The sequence below is a fragment of the Acetobacter sicerae genome (assembly GCF_011516765.1).
Classification (GTDB): domain Bacteria; phylum Pseudomonadota; class Alphaproteobacteria; order Acetobacterales; family Acetobacteraceae; genus Acetobacter; species Acetobacter sicerae.
This window is the reverse complement of the sequence record NZ_JAAABN010000003.1, coordinates 75,124-94,364: the sequence shown is the minus strand read 5'-3', so window position 1 is coordinate 94,364 and position 19,241 is coordinate 75,124. Positions and strand designations below refer to the sequence as shown.

16 protein-coding genes and 2 tRNA genes are annotated in these 19,241 nt (G+C 57.7%); 8 read left to right on the top strand and 10 right to left on the bottom strand.

The window, feature by feature from the left end; translation table 11 throughout:
• Positions 1-41 precede the first annotated feature (41 nt).
• Positions 42-338: a YggT family protein gene (locus tag GVI59_RS04625; protein ID WP_173573135.1), complete on the bottom strand. Its 297-nt coding sequence runs from the start codon at positions 336-338 to the stop codon at positions 42-44.
• 157 nt (positions 339-495) lie between these two features.
• On the opposite strand from GVI59_RS04625, the gene GVI59_RS04620 reads away from it, so the two are divergent.
• The 4 genes from GVI59_RS04620 (at position 496) to uvrA (ending at position 4,568) form a co-directional block, all read left to right on the top strand.
• A tRNA-Ala gene (locus GVI59_RS04620) sits at positions 496-571 on the top strand.
• A 109-nt stretch (positions 572-680) separates the two neighbouring features.
• The gene (locus GVI59_RS04615) at positions 681-953 is read left to right on the top strand and encodes a hypothetical protein (protein WP_173573134.1); all 273 of its coding nucleotides are present in this window, start codon (positions 681-683) and stop codon (positions 951-953) included.
• Between the two features lie 234 nt (positions 954-1,187).
• Positions 1,188-1,598 (top strand): pentapeptide repeat-containing protein, encoded by a 411-nt coding sequence (locus GVI59_RS04610; protein WP_173573133.1) that lies wholly within the window; start codon positions 1,188-1,190, stop codon positions 1,596-1,598.
• A 114-nt stretch (positions 1,599-1,712) separates the two neighbouring features.
• Positions 1,713-4,568: an excinuclease ABC subunit UvrA gene (gene uvrA, locus GVI59_RS04605; RefSeq protein ID WP_173573132.1), complete on the top strand. Its 2,856-nt coding sequence runs from the start codon at positions 1,713-1,715 to the stop codon at positions 4,566-4,568.
• Between the two features lie 314 nt (positions 4,569-4,882).
• Here the strand turns inward: uvrA and GVI59_RS04600 are convergent, their stop codons facing one another.
• Positions 4,883-5,581 (bottom strand): hypothetical protein, encoded by a 699-nt coding sequence (locus GVI59_RS04600; protein ID WP_173573131.1) that lies wholly within the window; start codon positions 5,579-5,581, stop codon positions 4,883-4,885.
• A gap of 452 nt (positions 5,582-6,033) precedes the next feature.
• Between GVI59_RS04600 and GVI59_RS04595 the strand changes: the two genes are divergently transcribed.
• On the top strand, positions 6,034-7,068 hold the full coding sequence (locus tag GVI59_RS04595; protein ID WP_173573130.1) for a hypothetical protein: 1,035 nt from the start codon (positions 6,034-6,036) through the stop codon (positions 7,066-7,068).
• A gap of 387 nt (positions 7,069-7,455) precedes the next feature.
• Here the strand turns inward: GVI59_RS04595 and GVI59_RS04590 are convergent, their stop codons facing one another.
• The 8 genes from GVI59_RS04590 to mnmE all read right to left on the bottom strand — a co-directional run bounded on the left by GVI59_RS04590 (position 7,456) and on the right by mnmE (position 16,681).
• A complete protein-coding gene (locus GVI59_RS04590) occupies positions 7,456-9,894 on the bottom strand; it encodes a helicase-related protein (protein ID WP_232877181.1) in 2,439 nt (812 codons plus the stop codon).
• A 202-nt stretch (positions 9,895-10,096) separates the two neighbouring features.
• Positions 10,097-10,579 (bottom strand): DUF2501 domain-containing protein, encoded by a 483-nt coding sequence (locus tag GVI59_RS04585; protein WP_408736605.1) that lies wholly within the window; start codon positions 10,577-10,579, stop codon positions 10,097-10,099.
• Between the two features lie 369 nt (positions 10,580-10,948).
• A tRNA-Lys gene (locus GVI59_RS04580) sits at positions 10,949-11,024 on the bottom strand.
• A gap of 85 nt (positions 11,025-11,109) precedes the next feature.
• Positions 11,110-12,030 carry a ParB/RepB/Spo0J family partition protein gene (locus GVI59_RS04575; protein WP_173573128.1) on the bottom strand — a complete coding sequence of 307 codons (921 nt, stop codon included), beginning with the start codon at positions 12,028-12,030 and terminating at the stop codon, positions 11,110-11,112.
• Between the two features lie 10 nt (positions 12,031-12,040).
• Positions 12,041-12,811, bottom strand: coding sequence for an AAA family ATPase (locus GVI59_RS04570; RefSeq protein ID WP_173573308.1), 771 nt, complete (start codon positions 12,809-12,811; stop codon positions 12,041-12,043).
• Between the two features lie 64 nt (positions 12,812-12,875).
• Positions 12,876-13,475 carry a 16S rRNA (guanine(527)-N(7))-methyltransferase RsmG gene (gene rsmG / locus GVI59_RS04565; RefSeq protein ID WP_173573127.1) on the bottom strand — a complete coding sequence of 200 codons (600 nt, stop codon included), beginning with the start codon at positions 13,473-13,475 and terminating at the stop codon, positions 12,876-12,878.
• Entirely contained in the window at positions 13,472-15,334 is a 1,863-nt protein-coding gene (gene mnmG / locus GVI59_RS04560) for a tRNA uridine-5-carboxymethylaminomethyl(34) synthesis enzyme MnmG (protein ID WP_173573126.1), read from the bottom strand. The genes rsmG and mnmG overlap by 4 nt, the downstream gene beginning before the upstream one ends.
• 12 nt (positions 15,335-15,346) lie before the next feature.
• The gene (mnmE, locus tag GVI59_RS04555; RefSeq protein WP_173573125.1) at positions 15,347-16,681 is read right to left on the bottom strand and encodes a tRNA uridine-5-carboxymethylaminomethyl(34) synthesis GTPase MnmE; all 1,335 of its coding nucleotides are present in this window, start codon (positions 16,679-16,681) and stop codon (positions 15,347-15,349) included.
• A 117-nt stretch (positions 16,682-16,798) separates the two neighbouring features.
• On the opposite strand from mnmE, the gene GVI59_RS04550 reads away from it, so the two are divergent.
• From GVI59_RS04550 to GVI59_RS04540, 3 genes are all read left to right on the top strand, one after another.
• Complete coding sequence (locus GVI59_RS04550; RefSeq protein WP_173573124.1) at positions 16,799-17,248, top strand: methylated-DNA--[protein]-cysteine S-methyltransferase; 450 nt, start codon at positions 16,799-16,801, stop codon at positions 17,246-17,248.
• A 131-nt stretch (positions 17,249-17,379) separates the two neighbouring features.
• Positions 17,380-18,279 (top strand): glycosyltransferase family 2 protein, encoded by a 900-nt coding sequence (locus GVI59_RS04545; RefSeq protein WP_173573123.1) that lies wholly within the window; start codon positions 17,380-17,382, stop codon positions 18,277-18,279.
• Positions 18,280-18,317: 38 nt separating this feature from the next.
• The gene (locus GVI59_RS04540) at positions 18,318-19,187 is read left to right on the top strand and encodes a glycosyltransferase family 2 protein (protein ID WP_173573122.1); all 870 of its coding nucleotides are present in this window, start codon (positions 18,318-18,320) and stop codon (positions 19,185-19,187) included.
• The last annotated feature ends 54 nt before the right edge of the window (positions 19,188-19,241 follow it).

Below are 19,241 nucleotides of genomic sequence, written 5' to 3'. Positions count from 1 at the left end.
CTGGCGGGGCATCGGCGTCATGAAAGCGGGATGGTGTGTAACTACCCCATAAGGCTGCTCATCATCTGGCGCGCCATGAAGGGCTCCACGAGATATTGCAGCACCAGCAGGATGACCAGCGGCGACAGATCGACATTCCCGAAGCTGGGAAGAATGTTCCGGAGGGGCGTCAGGACCGGCTCCACCACGGCGTTCAGAAAGCGGCCAATCTGCCAGACAATCCGGTTTCGTGTGTCCAGCACACCGAAAGAATACAACATACTGAAAACACAGTAGATGATGATGACCGCTTCATAGAGCTTTACCACCGTCAGAAGCAGGCGCCACAGATCATACACGGAAAGCTGTATCCTCTTGCAAAAACGTCAGGCGCATTGTGCGCACGGTTGCGCAGACTACAGGAGACCCGGAACGAAGCACAATACGGTTTGGCTCCTCCCCGCGGATATGGCTTGACAGTTTCCGGAGGCAGGCTATCTACCTTCTGGCAAAGGCGGGGCTGTAGCTCAGATGGGAGAGCGCCTCGTTCGCAATGAGGAGGTCAGGGGTTCGATCCCCCTCAGCTCCACCAGCCGCCTTGTGCTTCGCCGGTAAGATCAGTGTTGAAACGGTGAGGCGATGCCTCGCCAAATGTGTGGTGTGGATAAAACCGCCAGCGTGCCGGGTTGACCGGAAATCTGATGAAACATGAAGAGTTTCGCCCTGGTGAGTCATTCTGGACTCCTTCGGGCGAATGGCACTGTACCGATATTGGTCGCAGAACAATTGTCGCTATCCAGCTTGAGACAAACCTTGAGCCGTCATGGTTCAAGGGACCGCCTTATGCTATCCCTGAAGTTGTGTTCGACGAATACGACTTCGCAGTCTGCTACCCGAGCGAAGAAGCCATGTTTGCTGACAGGGCAGCGCAGGAGGCGTTTAAGCCAGTGCCGGGAAACTACGGAGAAGGATGAGCCCTCGCAAAGGACCGCCACGTCATATTCAGGCGTCATAAATCCTGTTGGCCGGACGCATTCTCCGAGGGAGCGCGGGAGATTGGTCCCATGAGGACTTTCAGATTATGGCGGCAGGGTCAGGACAAGACCGCTCCCCCGGATGTGACTGAATGAAATGTCCGGCATCAACCTCCTGTGAAGGATAATCGGTTTCTCTGTGTCGTTTCAGGCGTGCAGAGAGGAACTGGTGCAATGCGGACGTTTTCAGGTCTCATGATGGGCCTCATGGTGCTGGCGTCACCTGTCATGGCGCAGGATTACTCCAATGGCCCGGCGACAAAGAGCAGCGGTCAGTGGGACTACTCCACCGGCAGTCAGTCCGCATCACCTGGCGACAGTTATGAAGGCTATCCTCCTCCCCCGACGCAGGTCATCATTTCACCGGGAATGGGCGGAGGTTATGGCGGCTATGCTGGTGGCGTCAGCACGACATCCCGGAATGGACAGACATCGCAATCAGGGGGGCGCGGGAATGGCGTCAGTCCCGGTGGTGTCGGGTGGGGCAATACCGGTATGGGAAATGTGGGCGCAGGAAATATCGGTGCTGGCAATGTTGGAGCGGGAAACGTCGGATACGGCAATACCGGCGGCAGGAACCGATAAGGCCATCAGGTTAGAATGATCTCGATATGTTCTTTTTGGGGGCGCAATCCCCTGTAAATCCGTGAGAAGCGTCCTATATTGTTCAGTCTGAACACAAGGACATACGACCGGACGATGACAGCCAAACCCGTTGCAGGCCCCGCCATTCGTGTGAAGGGCGCTCGCGCCCATAATCTCAAGTCCGTTGACGTAGATATCCCGCGTGATCAGATGACGGTCATCACCGGCCTGTCAGGGTCAGGCAAATCGTCGCTTGCGTTCGATACGATCTACGCGGAAGGCCAGCGCCGCTACGTCGAAAGCCTGTCCGCCTATGCCCGCCAGTTTCTGGAACTGATGGGCAAGCCGGACATGGACTCCATCGAAGGACTTTCGCCGGCCATTTCCATCGAGCAGAAGACGACCTCCAAGAACCCGCGTTCGACGGTCGGAACAGTCACCGAGATCCATGACTATATGCGTCTCCTGTGGGCGCGTGCGGGTGTGCCGTACTCACCCGCCACGGGTCTGCCGATCGAGGCGCAGACGGTCAGCCAGATGGTGGACCGTGTCATGGCCATGCCGGAGGGCATGCGTCTGATGCTGCTGGCTCCGGTCATCCGTGACCGCAAAGGCGAGTATCGCAAGGAACTGGCCGAGCTTCAGCGCAAGGGTTTTGCCCGCGTGAAAGTTGATGGCGAACTCTACGACATTGAGGATGTTCCCAATCTGAATCGCAAGCTGCGCCACACGGTCGAGGCGGTGGTGGACCGGATTGTCGTCAAACCCGGTATTGAAAGCCGTCTGGCCGACAGTTTTGAAACGGCGCTCTCCCTGTCGGACGGTCTTGTCTATGCGGAAGAAGTGAAGCGGGACAGCAAGGAGCCTGCGGAACGCACGGTGTTTTCCTCGCGGTTCGCCTGTCCTGTCAGCGGTTTTACGCTCGAAGAGATCGAACCGCGTCTGTTCTCGTTCAACGCGCCGCAGGGGGCCTGCCCGGCCTGTGACGGTATCGGCACCGAGACCTTCTTCGATCCGCGTCTGATCGTGCCGGATGAGCGTCTGTCTCTGGCGCAGGGAGCCGTCGCGCCCTGGCGGAACGACAAGACGCCGCTGTATGAGCAGACGCTCCAGAGTCTGGCGAAGCATCTTGATATCAGCATGGACACGCCGTGGTGTGATCTGCCGGAAGAGGCGCGTTCCGTCATTCTCGATGGAACAGAGGAAGACGTACACTTCGTCTATCGTGATGGTGGAAAGTCCCACACGCTGACAAAGCCGTTCGAGGGCGCTGTGGCGAGCCTTCAGCGCAGGCTGCGCAATACGGACAGTATCTGGCAGAAAGAGGAACTTTCCCGCTATCAGGCGGACAAGCCGTGTCATGTCTGTAATGGCGCGCGTCTGAAACCTGAAGCGCTTTCCGTCAAGGTTGCGGGATTCAATATCGCGCAGGCGTCAGACCTTTCGATCCGTGACGCGCATGACTGGTTTGAGGACGTCCTGCCGACCCTGACGCCGCAGCGTGCGGAAATTGCCCGTCGTATCCTGCGTGAAATCAATGACCGACTGAAATTCCTTGTCGATGTCGGGCTGGATTATCTGACGCTGTCCCGTGGCTCGGCGACCCTGTCGGGTGGTGAAAGCCAGCGTATCCGTCTGGCCAGTCAGATCGGCTCTGGTCTGACGGGTGTGCTTTATGTGCTGGATGAGCCTTCCATCGGGCTGCACCAGCGCGATAACGAGCGGCTTTTGGCGACGCTGCAACGTCTGAAAGCTCTTGGAAATACCCTGATCGTTGTCGAGCATGACGAGGACGCCATCCGCAGCGCGGACTGGCTGATCGACATGGGGCCGGGCGCGGGTGTGAAGGGCGGCACGGTGATCGCCAGCGGCACACCGACCGAAGTCGCCGCCTGCAAGGACAGTCTGACCGGCGCGTATCTGTCTGGCCGCAAGCGCATCGAAGTGCCGAAGGAACGCCGTCCGATCGATCCGAAGCGATTTGTGACGGTTCGTGGTGCGACAGGCAACAATCTCAAGGATGTGACTGCCAAATTCCCGCTCGGCACCTTCACCTGTGTCACGGGCGTGTCGGGTGGCGGCAAATCCACGCTTGTCATCGATACACTCTACAAGACCCTCTCCCGGCGTCTGATGGGCTCGTCGCAGACCCCTGCGCCGTGCGAGCGTGTGGACGGGCTGGAACTGCTCGACAAGATCATCGACATCAATCAGTCACCGATCGGTCGGACGCCGCGCTCCAACCCGGCGACCTACACCGACCTGTTTACGCCAATCCGTGACTGGTTCGCGGAACTTCCTGAAAGCAAGGCGCGTGGTTACAAGCCGGGGCGCTTCTCCTTCAACGTAAAAGGTGGTCGCTGCGAAGCCTGTCAGGGCGACGGCGTCATCAAGATCGAGATGCACTTCCTGCCCGACGTGTTCGTCACCTGCGATGCCTGTAAAGGCGCCCGCTATAATCGTGAAACATTGGAAGTGAAGTTCAAGGGCAAGTCGATTGCCGACGTGCTGGCGATGAGCGTGGACGAGGCGCTGCCCTATTTCGAGGCGCAGAACCGTATTCGCGATCGTCTCGCCATTCTTCAGAAAGTCGGCCTCGGCTACGTCGCTCTTGGCCAGCAGGCCACCACCCTTTCCGGTGGTGAGGCGCAGCGTGTGAAGCTCTCCAAGGAACTGGCGCGGCGTGCGACAGGCCGCACGATGTATATTCTTGATGAGCCCACCACAGGTTTGCACACGGAGGACGTCCGCAAGCTGCTGGAAGTGCTTCATGCGCTGGTCGATCAGGGAAACACCGTCGTGGTGATCGAGCACAATCTGGAAGTCATCAAGACCGCAGACTGGATTATCGACATCGGCCCCGAAGGCGGCAGCGGCGGCGGTGAAGTCGTGGCCGAAGGCACGCCGGAAGAGATCGTTCAGTGCAAGGCCAGCCACACAGGGCGCTTCCTCGCACCGCTTCTGATGTAGGAAGGGGATTCTTTGCCGTCAGCGGCGAAGAGGCCTGCGCGTGGGCGGAAGAAGAAGGTGGGGTGATTGTTGGGTGTGTTGGGGGGGGATTCAAGGGCGCTGCCCTTGACCCGCAAAGGGGCGTGGCCCCTTTGATCCTGATTTGTGGAAGGTAGACTATGTCTGCTTTCGCCTTCCCAAGTCGGGCATATTTTCCAAGCAACAGCTTTCTGTATAGCTGACATGAGCAGCACGATCTCTTGGAGGCGAGTTGGGCGCAACGTCGGTCAACGGCTACGGTCGTTCGCGACTGTTTGCATTCATTAGCCAATGACTTAGGCGAAAAATTTGGACCGACCCGGTTGAAACTCGATGCGGTTTCCCTTTGGTAGCACCTCCCAAGCGATGACTTGGTACTCTTTCGGTTTCACCACTTCCGGCCGCGGAGCGGTTCGGCGTGTTGTTACGCGCTCTGCAAATCTGAAATCTTGATAAGGTTCGAAGAGTTCCCTAAGCATCTTGAACCTGACAGGGACAAGCGGTACTAACGGGGTGGTGTGAATGACATTGCTATCGTGACGGAGTAATGGCCGACGGTGCGGCCTAGTCCTAGCGTCCGAAAAAGCCGAATGGTCGAAGATCTCCTTGAGCTTTGCACCAGTGCCCGCGAGCAGGAAAATGCAACGGGCATTTTCGTGGTGGGCGATGAGTTCGAGTCTGACGAGATCCCACAAGATTTCCTTTGTCGATGGCGTGGTGCGCCCCGCCCATTTCGTCTCGACGGCAAGTACGATTTTGCCGCTTTCGTCGTGAACGATGAAGTCGACCTGCGGCCTCCGACCGGCACCTTTCTTAATCGACGCGAGTAATGGATGGGTGAATTCTGCCTTGACTCTATTTCCTGTTCTGGCAGCCAAAATCTGGCCGACTGCCGAGGTCAGGTATTTTTCGCTGAAAAGACCGGTGCGATCGCAGGCTCGCTCAAACTCAAGCCATGCCGCAACGCCACCTGTAAGCACTTTTGCGAAGTCCATCAGATTGTTAACCCTATCTAGTCGCTCTTCAGCGATAGTTCCAGAACTCCGCATCTGGCTAGCGCAATCAACGGTGGCTTCTCGACCTAGGCTTTCAAAACCCGCCTAAGAATACTCCTCCATAGGTTGACGTTCGAAAAGCGGCGCGACACATGACGATAGAAGAGTGGATTTCAGGATCATGATTAGGTGATCGCTTGCATGTTGGACATACAAATATCCAAATCGCGTTCCACATTGAAGACATGACGAATAGCCCTTAGATTGATGCCTACCTACGACAGGAAGGTAAATTAAGTGATGGCTGCTTGTCGATATTGCCAGAATCGCAACAGAAACATAGGAAGTTTCAAGAAAATTAGAAGGGTTCTACTATTCACAGGTTGAATAATTTGCTAAATAACTGCTCAGAGCAGGAATATTCAAAATAACTTAAGATAAAAAGAAATGTGATGTCGGAAAAAATAAAATTTGACAGTCAAGACTATGCAATAAAGTGTCTTCTTTCCACAAGCAGCGCAGAGGAAATTATTTCAGAAACAAAAGAGTATAAAAATATTTTTTTTGAAATAAAAAATGATAACACTACAGTAGGATATTTCTTTCCTCATGAAGAATTTCTTAATATTATTATGACTGGAAAACAAAAATATTACCAAGGAAATGGAGACGCTATCAGATCACTTTTTCTAATCACTAACAAATCGGCTATTAAATCCTCAAAACTACTAGACGAGAATGACGATTGGCTCGAGACTAAATTGGATTCTGAATATTTAGATAATATTCGACAAAAAATTATTTACTTATCTGATATAGACAAGAAGCAAAATAGTAAAGTGTTCCTTAATTATTTATATCACGTTCTTACTCATGGGGAAAAAGCAGAGAAAATATGGAAACTAATAGGAGATAATTTATCTAATCACCTAACATTTAACCACATCCCTTCAGACGCAAGCTTCCAAGATTCTAGCAACAAGGATGGTGGTATCGATGATTTAAGAGAAACGAGATTTGGATTAATGGCGACCCAAGTGAAAGGAGGAAAAGTCTATACCGGAACCGTAGTAGATTCCGAAACGGTCGCAAATAACTTCTTTATAACTAATGATCCAAACAAATTTTCAGAACGTGCACGTCGCAAGAGAATAAAAAAATGGTCGTTTCTTGCGGGACCTTTTGTTGTTCCTAAAATAGAATATAATAGCACAATAAATATAAAACATGCTGATGATGCGCTACTTATCCACTATTTAGCCATAGGGAAAAATTGTCCCCGCGATCTAACACAGAAGGGATACTCAGCAAATTGGCCCACAGAACCACCTCATAGAGAAGACGAAAGGTTTTTGTTTGTGACAGGGCTCGATATTATCGTAATAAATGGAGGCGATACAATAACTAAATTGGATACAACCATGACAAGTCAAGATGGTTATTTATTTCTAAAAGGGATCATAAATTCACTTAATCAATGTGGCTAGTGTAGATGCGATATTTATCTACGCCTTAAGAGATTGGAGCATCATGACTGGTCAACATACTGACAGAGCCTGAATGTAAAATTTGGACTTCACAAAACGTTTTCGAACGATTCCACCGCGTTAATAATGACCGTCGACATCAAGTCCAAACAGATTGATCCGCTCATTGTGTTGGGGGGAGCGTTAGCGGCATGATTATGTCGAGCAAAACTAATGTCAATTTTCAAGCAATTGCATGACCGCCATATGTGACTTTTGTTACAAACCGGACTTTCTGGTTCCCCTCCAAGCAAGACATCCACCAACAGGTTTCCAAAGGCACCACCTTTGGTGGGGTCCGGGGCAAAGCCCCTCTACCCTCGCCCCCAGCACAACACTCCCTCGACCTTACCGCCGTTCTTTCTGTTTCCGTGTCCGGCTCTGCTGCCGCAGCACGCTTTCGATCCACTCGTTGAGCTTGCGGGTGGTGTCTTCGGCTGATTCCAGATCCGGGTAGGTCTCCGGGAAACGCAGCGCCAGCCAGCGCCATGCGACGAGCCGCTTGTGACGCTTCTCGGCGCGTTCAAGCTCTTCCCGGCCTGCACGGTCGGGTGCCGGGAGACGACCTGTGCCGGGTGGCGGGATACGGGCCCCGGCGGCGTGGTCGGCGGCCCAGCCGACAAGACGGCTGATGCCGTTGTCACGGTCATCGACGGGACACATGGCGTAGGTCCAGCGCTGGGTGAGATCGAGCCCTTCCACGCCTTCCAGAGCGGACGCAATGGCGAAGGGCTGCTCCATGTCCGACAGACGGTAGTTGGGGTCGTCGTGACGAAGCACGGCGCGGCGGATGCGGGCCAGCACACCGTAGAGACTGTCGGAGCCAATTTCCGTGGCGATAGCGCGGACGATGTCGGCATCCGGCTGCACGAGCGGACGCAGTTCGTCGGGCGGGACCGGATCGGCGTTGAGGTGTTCGCGGATGAAGCGCGGGCTGCCAGCGTCGGCCAGCACGGCGACAATGCCTTCCTCGTGCTTGCCGTAACGGCCCGCACGACCACCGATCTGCTTGACCTCCTGAATGGTCAGATCGCGGGTCTGGCGACCATCGAACTTTCTGAGAGCCGCGAACACCACGCGACGGATGGACAGGTTGAGCCCCATGCCAATGGCGTCGGTGGCGATCAGGATGTCCGCAGCGCCCGAGTTGAAGCGCTGGGCCTCGGCGCGACGGACTTCCGGGCTGAGCGCGCCATAGACGACGGCCACGCGACGACCGCGCTCCATCAGGGCGGCGCGCAGGTCCAGCACTTCACGGCGGGAGAAGGCGATCAGGGCGTCGCCGGCTTTGAGTTCATTGAGCCGGACGGGGGCTGACGCCGCTTTCAGCGGGCTTTTGCGCTGGAGGGAGATTTCGTCGATCGGGTCGCCACAGAGTTCGGCGATGCGGCGGACCATCGGGATACATTCGGGCGCGCCGAGAATGTAGAGGTGGCGGGCGGGCGCACCCATGATCGCGGCGGTCCAGGCGGCGCCCCGGTCGGGGTCGAAGAGCATCTGCGCCTCGTCGATGATGGCGACATCGACGGGGTTGAAGAAGGGGCACATCTCGACCGTCGCGGCGAGATGTTTGCTTCCGTGCGCGACGATGCGCTCTTCACCGGTGGAGAGCGAGGCTTCCACGCCACGGGCCGCCAGAGCCTCGCGGAACTCGTGGGCGAGGAGACGCAGGGGAGCCAGCGCAAGGCCGCTCTCGGCTTTTGCCAGCGCATCGAGCGCCGTGTGGGACTTGCCGCTGTTGGTGGGGCCTGTGACGAGCGTGATGCGGCGTTCAAGAGCACGGGCCGTGCGGAAATGGGCGGCATAGCGGTCGAGGGCCGCCACACGGGCGATGACCGAGTTGGCGACGTGTTTGCCGACCCTGGGCGGTTCCGGCAGCGGCGCATCCCGCCGTCCGTCACGGTCGCGTCCGCGCTTCTGTTTGCGGTCGAAGAGTTCTTCGCTGATCCGACGCCATTCGGGCAGGGCAGGGCGCAGGGCGATCAGTTCGTTGGGATCGAACTCCCAGAGTTCCTGTCCGTCCTTCTGGAGGATGCGGCGGGCGACCGGGATGCGGTTCTCGGCGATCCAGCGCAGCGCCTCGCGGTGCGAGCAGCGGAGGATGGCGGGCACTTCCTGAAAGCGGACGAGGCTGCTTTCCCAGTCCTCAAGGCGCTTTTCTTCGCTCTCGCGTCGGGCGCGGGCGGTCTGCTGGATGGAGGCTTCCTGACGGGCGCGGGCCTCCTCGGCTGCCTGCGCCCGGTCGACAAAGCGATCACGGTCGGAGACATTGAAGGCGTCGGCGATGGCGTCAGCCAGCCGTGCGGTCTGGGCTGCGGAGAGGACGCGCCCGGTGTCGAGCAGGTCGGCCTGCATACCCGCCAACGCTTCTCTGGGCGTGTCGCCAAGCTCATGGAAGCGGGCGGCCATGACCGGTTTGAGGGCGGCGAAAAGATCGTCGTCCGTGGCGTTGGGCTTCTCGACTGTGCTGGCCGCCTGCTCCATGTCCTCGCGCGAGATCCAGATGCGTCCGTCCCGACGGGTCTGGTCCATCAGCCGGGATGCCCAGCGCTTGCGCCTGACGGCGCAGAGAGCGCTGATGAAGACCTCGTCAGGCACTTCCTGCGCGCCGGGTGTCAGGGCGCGTCCTATGCGTCTGAGAAGGGCGGGTTCTTCCCGTGGTTCAATGGCAAGCGCCGTGCGGGTCAGAGCGGTCTGGAGAGCGGCTCTGGCGGGAGAGGTCGTCTCCGGCAGTGCGGAGGCGAGGGAGAGCGTATTGGTCGGGCGGGAGCCGCTTGGCGCATTCATGATGCTGATTGTGCGCGATCCGCCGCACGCGAACAATAGCGGACACAGGCAGGGCGTGTGACGTTTTGCCGAAAAAGCGCAGTGTGTTGGCACAGTCCTTTGACGTCAGGCCAAAACCCCGTCAGTCCATCAAACATAAAAAAGCCGACCGGCGTGACCCGGTCGGCTTTCGTAAGGTGACAGCCTTGTAGGGGGACGGAGCTTACTGAAGCTCCTGACCCTTCTTCGTCAGGTCGCTGCAAAGCTTGACGCGCTTGGACTTGTCGAGCGTGGAGACATCGAACGGCGTGGATGTGGCGTTCGACAGCAGACCCTGTCCACCGAGCGAGTAGTTCTGGTCATTCTTCACATCGGCGCGCTTCGCCAGCTTGCGGGCGACGCTGCGGGATGTCGTGCTGTTCACATACTTCTTGTGGATGCAGTAGGACAGCAGGCCCGCGACATTGCCGGGTGTGGCGTTGTCGATGGATGGCAGACCGTTTTCACCGAGAGCGCCCGGGGTTGCAGCTGTGGCCGCACCGGTAATGCCCTTCACCATCTGCGCGCCTTCTGTGGGCGCGGAAGCGGCGTTGGCCGGGTTGGTTACAGGCAGAGCGCCATTCGGGGCGGTCGACAGGGTCGTGCCGGCCGGAAGCTGCTGGGCTGCAGTCTGGGCATGAGCTGCGCTGAATGAAGCGAGCGCCATGCCGAACGATGCGACAAGAGCGATATGCCGTGATGCGAACATGAAAACCTCTTACAGATAATGCGACCTGTTGATGCACCCGGATCAGCATATTTTCTTGCTTTTGACCGCTGGTGCAGGTCGCTTTCGTGTGACTAAACATCGCAGCGCATGAAAAGTTTCATAGCGATCGAATAATCATCATCTGATAATTTTGTGTAAGTCTGCTGCCGGGGTCCGAAGACCCAGTATACCACAATATGTTGTAGAGGTTATTGTGGGGAGCGGCATATATGCCTGCCCGCGACTACAGTCGTCGCTGTTTTCTTCAGAACCGACTGCCACTGTCAGTTCCGGGAAATATTTCTTGAAATGTTGAGGAGGTAATCCTGGTGGGCGCACAAGGGCTCGAACCTTGGACCCGCTGATTAAGAGTCAGCTGCTCTACCAACTGAGCTATGCGCCCAGGATTTCCAGTTCCAGACCCGCAGGCTTGGAATAAGGCGGGCTTTTAACAGCCGTTCCGCTTCAGTGCAAGAGTGAAATCGCACTTATCTGTTAAGAAGTGCGAGCAATCCATCAAGCTGATCCAGTGTGCGGTAGGAAAAGCGGAGTGTCCCACCCTTGCCATCGAACTGAATCTGAACCGGAAGTCCGAGTTTCGCCGTGAGATCGCGCTCCAGCATGGCGATTTCGGGATCACGCCGCTCCCGCACCGGCTTCTGCTGCACGGGCTGCGCTGCGTCCCTGAGGGCCTTCTGTGCGAGCGCTTCGGTCTGTCGGACAGACAGGTCCCGTGCGATGACATCCTTTGCCGCCGCTACAGGATTCGGATGGGTCAGAAGCGCTCTGGCATGGCCCGCTGAGAGGCGGCCTTCCACGACATCCGAGCGGAGTGCGGAAGGGAGACGCAGAAGCCGCAGGGTGTTTGTGATGTGCGGGCGGGATTTGCCGATGGCCCGCGCGAGTTCCTCCTGAGTCAGGCGATAATCCTCGATCAGGCGGCTGAAACCTTCGGCTTCTTCCATCGGATTGAGATCGGCTCGCTGGAGGTTCTCCACCAAAGCGGCGGCCATGGCGTCCGTGTCGTCGAGTTCACGCACCAGAACCGGCACATCGTGGAGGCCTGCCTGCTGTGCTGCGCGCCACCGACGCTCCCCGCCGATGATCTGGTAGGTGCCGGGCTTGTCCGGGTGCGGACGGGCCAGAAGCGGCTGAAGAATACCCCGGGCGCGGATGGATTCCGCAAGCTCGCTCAGCGCTTCCGGAGCAAAGTTCTGGCGTGGCTGAAAGGGGCTGGGCTCCAGGGATTCGACGGGCAATGAAGAAACGCCGTTGCGCGCCATCTGGGGAGCCGCTGTTTCGCCAGCATCTGAGGTGGGTGCCGGTTCTGTCGGGGCCGGCTGTTCACCAAGCAGGGCGGCGAGTCCGCGACCAAGACGTGGACGGGCGGGGGATTTCTTCGTGCTCACGCTCGGAACCTCAGTTGCTCGTGTTTTCAAGACGCTTGCGCAGTTCAAGCGCAAGAGCCGTGTAGGACGTCGCACCGCTGGAGCGCGGGTCATAGGTCATGACAGGCGTGCCATGGCTCTGGGCTTCGGAGATGCGGATGTTGCGCGGGATGATTGTTTCCATGACAGCCTCACCGAAAAAGCTGCGGGCGTCAGCCGCGACGAGTTCGGAGAGATTGTTGCGGCGATCATACATCGTCAGGACGATACCTGTGGTCTGAAGCGCCGGATTGAACTGCTTCTTGACCTTCTCGATGGTGCGGGTCAGGTGGCTGATGCCCTCAAGCGCAAAGAACTCGCATTGCAGGGGCGCGATGACGCCGTCGGCGGCCACGAGCGCGTTGAGGGTCAGCAGGCCGAGACTCGGCGGGCAGTCTATGATGATATAGTCAGTGGAACCCGCCAGAGACCTGATGGCGGATTTCAGCCGCTGCTCGCGCTCATCTTCGGTGATCAGCTCAATCTCTGCGCCGACAAGTTCCGTGCTGGCCGAGATCACGCCAAGGTTTTCGATGTCGGTTTTCTGCACCAGTGCGGAGGCTTCGGCCTCGCCCATGAGCAGGGTGTAGGAGCCGCGTTTGCGGGCGTTATATTCCACACCGATTCCGGTTGAAGCGTTGCCCTGTGGGTCGAGATCGATCAGCACAACCCTCTGCCCGCTCTGGGCAAGGGCTGCGGCAAGATTGATGGCTGTCGTTGTCTTGCCGACGCCTCCCTTCTGGTTGGCTACGGCGAGGGTAATGGGCTGGGCCGATCCGCGTGCCGGATGCGAGGCTGGTTTCGAAGTTTTCGTATTCTTTCTGGATTCAGACACGCCTGATATCGCTTATTTTCAGAATGGTGCCGCCCGGAGTGCGACTGGGAATATGTGTGACTGTCATGTGCCAGTCGCGCTCGGCATTGGTCAACTCATCGGCGGCCTGCTGCCCCTTCAGAAACAGCGCATAGCCGTCATCTGTGACAAGTTTTTCCGTCCAGGTGAGAAGTTGCGACAGATTTGCCAGAGCGCGCGCGGTGACGACCGGAGCAGGCGGCACGGTGGCCGCTTCGATTCTCTGGTTGACTACGGTTGTCCGGCAACCGGTTGCGCGGCTGGCTTCGCGCAGAAAAGTGGCCTTACGCCGGTCTGATTCAACCAGCGTCACGTCTGCATCCGCCGCGATGGCGAGAATCAGCCCCGGAAACCCGCCGCCCGAACCCAGATCGGTCACGCGCGTGCCGCGCTCGATCAATGGGACAAGTTGCAGACTGTCGAGGATGTGGCGCTCCCACAGGTGGGGCACATCGCCGGGAGAAATCAGATTGATCTTCGCCGTCCACCGGACCAGCAGATCGGCAAAACATGTCAGACGGTCCAGTGTTTCACGTGAAACGCCGGGAATGGAAGCGGGTGGTGTAGGGGTCATGCGGCCTGCCTGATGTGGGCGAGAAGGGCGACCAGAGCCGAGGGGGTAATGCCCGGAATTCTCTGGGCTGCGGCGAAGTTGGCCGGACGAACCCGCTCGAACCGTTCTTTCATTTCGGCACTCAGACCGCCGACCTGACTGAAGTCAAAGCTCTCAGGAATGGTGACAGCGGCCTCGGCATGAAGCTGTCTGATTTCCCGCTCCTGCCGGATCAGGTAGCCGCTGTAACGGGCCTCTGTTTCCACATGCAGGCGCACACGGTGAGGCAGTTTGGCGAACCATGGAGCCAGTCGTCCGGCGATGGACGTGTCTCCGCCCGACGCCATGATTTCAAAAAGAGACCGCCTGCGGCCATCCTGTGAGGCAGTGCCTCCCGCATGGGTAATATCTGTCGGGAGCCATGTCTCTGCTCTGGCGCGTTCTGTTGCGGCCTGAAGTTCCGCACTAACTCTCTCGAACTGACGGGCGCGTTCCGTGCCGACACATCCACAGGCAATGCCGAGAGGTGTAAGGCGAAGATCGGCATTGTCGGCTCGTAAAGTCAGCCGATACTCCGCGCGCGAGGTGAACATGCGATAGGGTTCGGAAACACCCTGTGTTACGAGGTCATCAATCATGACGCCCAGATAGGCCTCGCTGCGGCTGATGGTCAGCGCATCGCTTCCGGCAGCGCGACGTGCGGCGTTGATGCCGGCCAGAAGACCCTGCGCTCCGGCTTCTTCATAACCCGTGGTGCCGTTGATCTGTCCTGCCATAAACAGGCCGGGGATCGCCCGGAGTTCCAGCGAGTGAGAGAGCGCCCGCGGATCAATGTAATCATACTCCACGGCGTAACCGGGGCGGACGATGCGGGCCTGCTCCAGTCCGGGAATGGTGCGGATCATCTGCTCCTGCACAAAGGGTGGCAGGCTGGTCGAAATGCCATTGGGGTAGACCAGATCGCCACCCGGATTGCCGGGAAGCGCCTCCGGTTCCAGGAAAATCTGATGGGAAGTTTTTTCGGCAAAGCGGACGACCTTGTCCTCAATGGACGGGCAGTAGCGGGGACCGAGTCCGGCAATGGCGCCACCGTAAACAGCAGACAGATGAATGTGCTCACGGATGATGGCGTGGGTTTTTTCATTGGTCGCTGTGATGCGGCAACTCACCTGTGGATTGGTGATGCTGGTCGTCAGATAGGAAAACGGTTCTGGCTCGACGTCGCCCCGATCTTCCGGAAGCGAGTCCCAGTCGATGCTGGCGCGGTCGATGCGGGCAGGGGTGCCGGTCTTGAGACGACCCATAGGTAGCCCCAAAGCTTCGAGACGCAGGCCAAGCGCATTGGCGGGCAGGTCGCCGACACGTCCTGCTGGCTCGGTCTCATGGCCGAAATGAATGATGCCTCGGAGAAAGGTTCCGGCAGCGATGACAACGGCCGGGGCCAGAAAGCGTCGACCATCTTCGCAGACGACACCGGCCACTGTTTCTTCGGAGGTCAGGAGCAGATCACCAACAGCCGCTTCGATAATGGTCAGATTGTCGGTCGCGCGCAGAAGATCATGAATCGCGCTGCGATACAGTCCGCGATCGGCCTGAGCACGGGGGCCATGCACGGCAGGCCCTTTTGAGCGGTTTAGAAGTTTGAAATGGATTCCGGCGGCGTCAGCGGCGCGACCCATCAGTCCGTCGAGCGCATCGATTTCGCGGACCAGATGGCCCTTGCCAATGCCGCCGATCGCGGGGTTGCAGGACATGGCGCCGACGGTGTCCATGCGATGCGTGAGAAGAACTGTTTTCGCCCCACAGCGGGCCGCCGCTGCGGCCGCCTCGCAGCCCGCGTGTCCGCCTCCGACGACGATGACATCGAACTGCGTTTCCATGGTGATTTCCTCTTACTTCCCGATGCAGAACTGACCGAAGATGGTATCCAGTATATCTTCAACGCCGACTTCGCCAGTCAGGCGTCCCAGTGCGCGCATGGCCAGACGCAATTCCTCACCGCGCATTTCCGGCCAATCCATGCTCAGCGCCGCTTCCAGGCTGGCCGAAGCGGCCTCCGCCGCAGCCCGGTGGCGTGCGCGTGTCAGGGGTGGCGGCCCGCTTCCTTGTGTCAGTTTGAGGGCTTCTCTTTCAAGCGTTTTTCGCAGTTCGGGAACGCCATCGCCCGTTTGCAGACTGATGCCGAGCACGGGATGCGAGTCCAGTGTGGCGGGAGGAAGCATCAGATCGGTCTTGTTGCAGACGAGAAGCGCCTGAGGAAGTGGCTCGGGATAGGGTTGGTCTGAGGGGAAGAGTTGCAGGACGAAGTCCGAATGTTCCACGTGAAACATCGCTCGCCGGACGCCTTCCGCTTCGATCGGATCGTTCGTCTCACGCAGGCCCGCTGTGTCGACGAATGAGACTTTCACTCCGGCCAGAATGGTCGCGATTTCAATCGTGTCGCGTGTGGTGCCCGCTATGGGAGAGACAATCGCGGCGTCCCGTTCGGCGAGCAGATTCAGAAGGCTGGATTTTCCGGCATTTGGTGGGCCGACAATGGAGAAGACAAGCCCGCGACGGATTCTCTCACCGCGTTCTCCATCCGCAAGGTGGTGGCGGATCTCCGTGTTGAGCGTCGCGATTTCGCCCAGAAGAGCGTTCTCCACTTCCGGAGGAAGTTCCTCGTCAGGAAAATCGATCAGGGCTTCCTGCTGGGCAAGGACACCGCGCAGTCTGTTCGCCCAGTTCTTGTAAAGCGCCCCGAGAGCGCCGTCAGCCTGAGCGAGAGCCTGCTTGCGCTGCGCCTCCGTCTCGGCCTCGATCAGGTCAGCGATACCCTCGGCTTCCGTCAGATCGACACGTCCGTGCATGAAAGCCCGGCGTGTGAATTCTCCCGGTTCAGCTGGACGTGCTCCTGCTGCCACCAGAGCGTCGGCAGTAGCGGAAATAATGGCCGGTCCGGCGTGAAGATGGAGTTCGAAACTGTCTTCGCCGGTATAGCTGTTGGGGCCGGGGGACCAGACGACAACGGCGTCGTCCAGATGGTCTTCCTGTTGTGCTGCGTTGCGCCAGATCTTGCGAAAGGACGTTCGGCGTGGTGCGGGGAGTTGGCCGGCAAGGGTGCGGAGAATGTGGTCGCTGCCAGCGCCGCTGACCCGCATGATGGCGATGGCCCCGCGTCCCGATCCTGTGGCGAGGGCAAAGACTGGCGGTAGGGCATGATGGTGAACTGATGCGTCTGACGGCATGATGTGCAGTATCTCGTTCGAAAATCTTAAGTGAATATTGACGTGAGGCGGGCTGGCGCTGACAAGAGGTAGCACGTCCTGCCCACATCTGTGTGGCCATATTGTCGGAGTGATCCCATGCCCCAGTTGTCCCTGCATTCTCCGTTGGGGCCTCTTACGATAACGGAAGAAGACGGCGCGATCATTGCTCTGGACTGGGGATGGGGACGTGACCAGACCGAGACGCCTCTGCTGTGTGAAGCGCGGGACTGGCTGGATCAATGGTTTGATGCGCCGACAGGTTCGTTCCCTTATCCGATGAAGCCGTGGGGGACGGAGTACCAGAAGAAGGTCTGGGCTGCGCTCTGCGAGATTCCTCTTGGCGAAACCCGGACCTACAAGCAGATAGCGGAACAGGTCGGTGGTTCGCCTCGTTCCGTCGGGCAGTCCGTGGGGCGTAACCCGCTGCCGATCCTGATCCCCTGTCATCGTGTCGTGGCTGCACACGGTCTGGGGGGGTATTCTGGTGATGGCGGTTTGGATGACAAGATCTGGTTGCTGGAATTTGAAGGGGCGTCGTTGCCTTGAATTTTTGAGAGCGTAGCCGTGTATTCTGTTTGGGAATAACAGAACGAAGCGGGTTTGTTGTTTGGGTCAAATGCTCCTTGGATGGCTGGTAGTGTTTGTCCCGTCAGATGATTGTGGAAAGAATACAGGTCATGACGGATCTTCCGGTTGAACCGAAAGTCATTGTTGGTTTGGCGACTTCGGGACGTGCGCCTGTTCTGGCGTCTCTCATCAGGGAGCTGAACCGGCAGAGTGTAAGACCGGACAGGATTGTCATCTGCTATAAGAACCCGACCGATATCGAAGGCGTCACGCCCGCACTTGTGCCGGGATGTGATCTTGTCCTGCTTCAGGGTAGTCGTGGCCTGCCTGCGCAAAGAAACGTCATTCTGGACCATGCGCGGGATGCGGACATTGTGCTGTTCCTTGATGATGATTTCTTTCCACAGCATGACTACATCGAGAAAATGCTGGCCGTTTTCAGGAGCGACAGTCGCATTGCCGGAATGACTGGCAAGGTTCTGGAGGATGGCGCCGTCGGTCCCGGACTGACGGTGGAGCACGCGCTTGCGGCTCTCGCGAAACCGGTGGCCTCGCGGGACAACGCGATTGTTGATGTCTTTAATACCTACGGCTGCAACATGGCTTTTCGTATGGATGTAATCAGACATACAGGCATCCGTTTTGATGAACACCTGCCTTTGTATGCCTGGTATGAAGACATCGATTTTTCAAGGCGCATTCTGCCCTATGGCCGCATTGTCCGGGGAGAAGGCGCGCAGGGTATTCATCTGGGTAGCAAAAAAGGCAAAACATCCGGCGTGCGCTTGGGATATTCCCAGATCGTCAATCCGCTGTACCTTGCCCGCAAGGGATCGTATCTCTGGGGACATGCCTTCAGAAGCGCTGGACGTCATACACTGATCAATGTCGTCAGAAGTGTTCGCCCGGAACCATGGGTCGACCGGAAAGGGCGCATGAAAGGAAACTGGCTTGCCTGGAGGGACGTGCTGCGCGGACGTCTCCAGCCCGGGCATATTCTGGATCTGTAAAAGTGACTGTTTTCGGCGTGAAATGAACTGGTAGGTTAATGCGTTTTTCCCTTGTAATCCCGACTCTCGATCGCCCTCGGGATGTAAGGGCCTTTCTGGATGCTCTGGCTCGTCAGACCTTCCGGGATCTTGAAGTCATTCTCGTGGACCAGAGTGGGAGTGATATCTACGATTCTGTTGTGGCGGACTTTTCGGAGATCCTGCCCATCCGGCATATCAGGATCGATGTCCAAAAATGTCGTTATGCCTGCATTGTCGGTGCATCCCATGCGACAGGAGACATCATCGCTTTTCCGGACGATGACTGCCTTTATCTTCCGGATACATTGGCGCAGGTTGACGCCAGTTTCAGGAAAAACCCCTCTCTGGGCCTGTTGACTGGCGCTGTGCTGAATCAGCATGGACGTCCTTCGCAGATGGGACGGTGGCTGACTGCCAGCGCAAGGCTGAATGAAAGCAACATCTGGACGGGGCTGGTGGAGTTCAACATGTTCATCCGTCGGGCCGCGTATGAAGCTGTTGGCGGGTTTGACGTCAACATGGGCCCCGGCTGTCGGTTCGTTGCTGCGGAAGGGCAGGATCTGGGGCTGCGGCTGCTGGCGCATGGCGTAAAGGGTTATTTCGACCCGCGGATTCAGGTGATGCATCCGGACAAGCCGACTGACGTGAATCTGACGCGCGCCAGAAGTTACGCCAGAGGGATGGGGTACGCACTGCGCAAAAATGCAGCACCCTGCACTGTGCTTCTGGAGTTTGTGATCAGGCCTGTTGGTGGAATCCTCTTCAACATCCTGAAAGGTGACCGACATACAGCGCTTTATCATGCGTATGTGTTGCTGGGGCGCGTGGAAGGATATTATTCATCCGCAGCCAGACAGGCTCAGAGAAGCCTGAGAGGCAAGACCTGAAACTTTCTAATGATCTCTTTATTTAGAATTTTCTAAATAAAGAAGTATTTATCT

Bases quoted from the DNA above. Each gene is read 5' to 3' on its own strand.
- uvrA (WP_173573132.1), top strand. From the start codon at position 1,713: ATGACAGCCAAACCCGTTGCAGGCCCCGCCATTCGTGTGAAGGGCGCT.
- GVI59_RS04610 (WP_173573133.1), top strand. From the start codon at position 1,188: ATGCGGACGTTTTCAGGTCTCATGATGGGCCTCATGGTGCTGGCGTCA.
- GVI59_RS04540 (WP_173573122.1), top strand. From the start codon at position 18,318: ATGCGTTTTTCCCTTGTAATCCCGACTCTCGATCGCCCTCGGGATGTA.
- rsmG (WP_173573127.1), bottom strand. From the start codon at position 13,475: ATGACCCCTACACCACCCGCTTCCATTCCCGGCGTTTCACGTGAAACA.
- GVI59_RS04590 (WP_232877181.1), bottom strand. From the start codon at position 9,894: ATGAATGCGCCAAGCGGCTCCCGCCCGACCAATACGCTCTCCCTCGCC.
- mnmG (WP_173573126.1), bottom strand. From the start codon at position 15,334: ATGGAAACGCAGTTCGATGTCATCGTCGTCGGAGGCGGACACGCGGGC.
- GVI59_RS04615 (WP_173573134.1), top strand. From the start codon at position 681: ATGAAACATGAAGAGTTTCGCCCTGGTGAGTCATTCTGGACTCCTTCG.
- GVI59_RS04545 (WP_173573123.1), top strand. From the start codon at position 17,380: ATGACGGATCTTCCGGTTGAACCGAAAGTCATTGTTGGTTTGGCGACT.
- GVI59_RS04550 (WP_173573124.1), top strand. From the start codon at position 16,799: ATGCCCCAGTTGTCCCTGCATTCTCCGTTGGGGCCTCTTACGATAACG.
- GVI59_RS04595 (WP_173573130.1), top strand. From the start codon at position 6,034: ATGTCGGAAAAAATAAAATTTGACAGTCAAGACTATGCAATAAAGTGT.
- mnmE (WP_173573125.1), bottom strand. From the start codon at position 16,681: ATGCCGTCAGACGCATCAGTTCACCATCATGCCCTACCGCCAGTCTTT.
- GVI59_RS04585 (WP_408736605.1), bottom strand. From the start codon at position 10,579: ATGGCGCTCGCTTCATTCAGCGCAGCTCATGCCCAGACTGCAGCCCAG.
- GVI59_RS04600 (WP_173573131.1), bottom strand. From the start codon at position 5,581: ATGGACTTCGCAAAAGTGCTTACAGGTGGCGTTGCGGCATGGCTTGAG.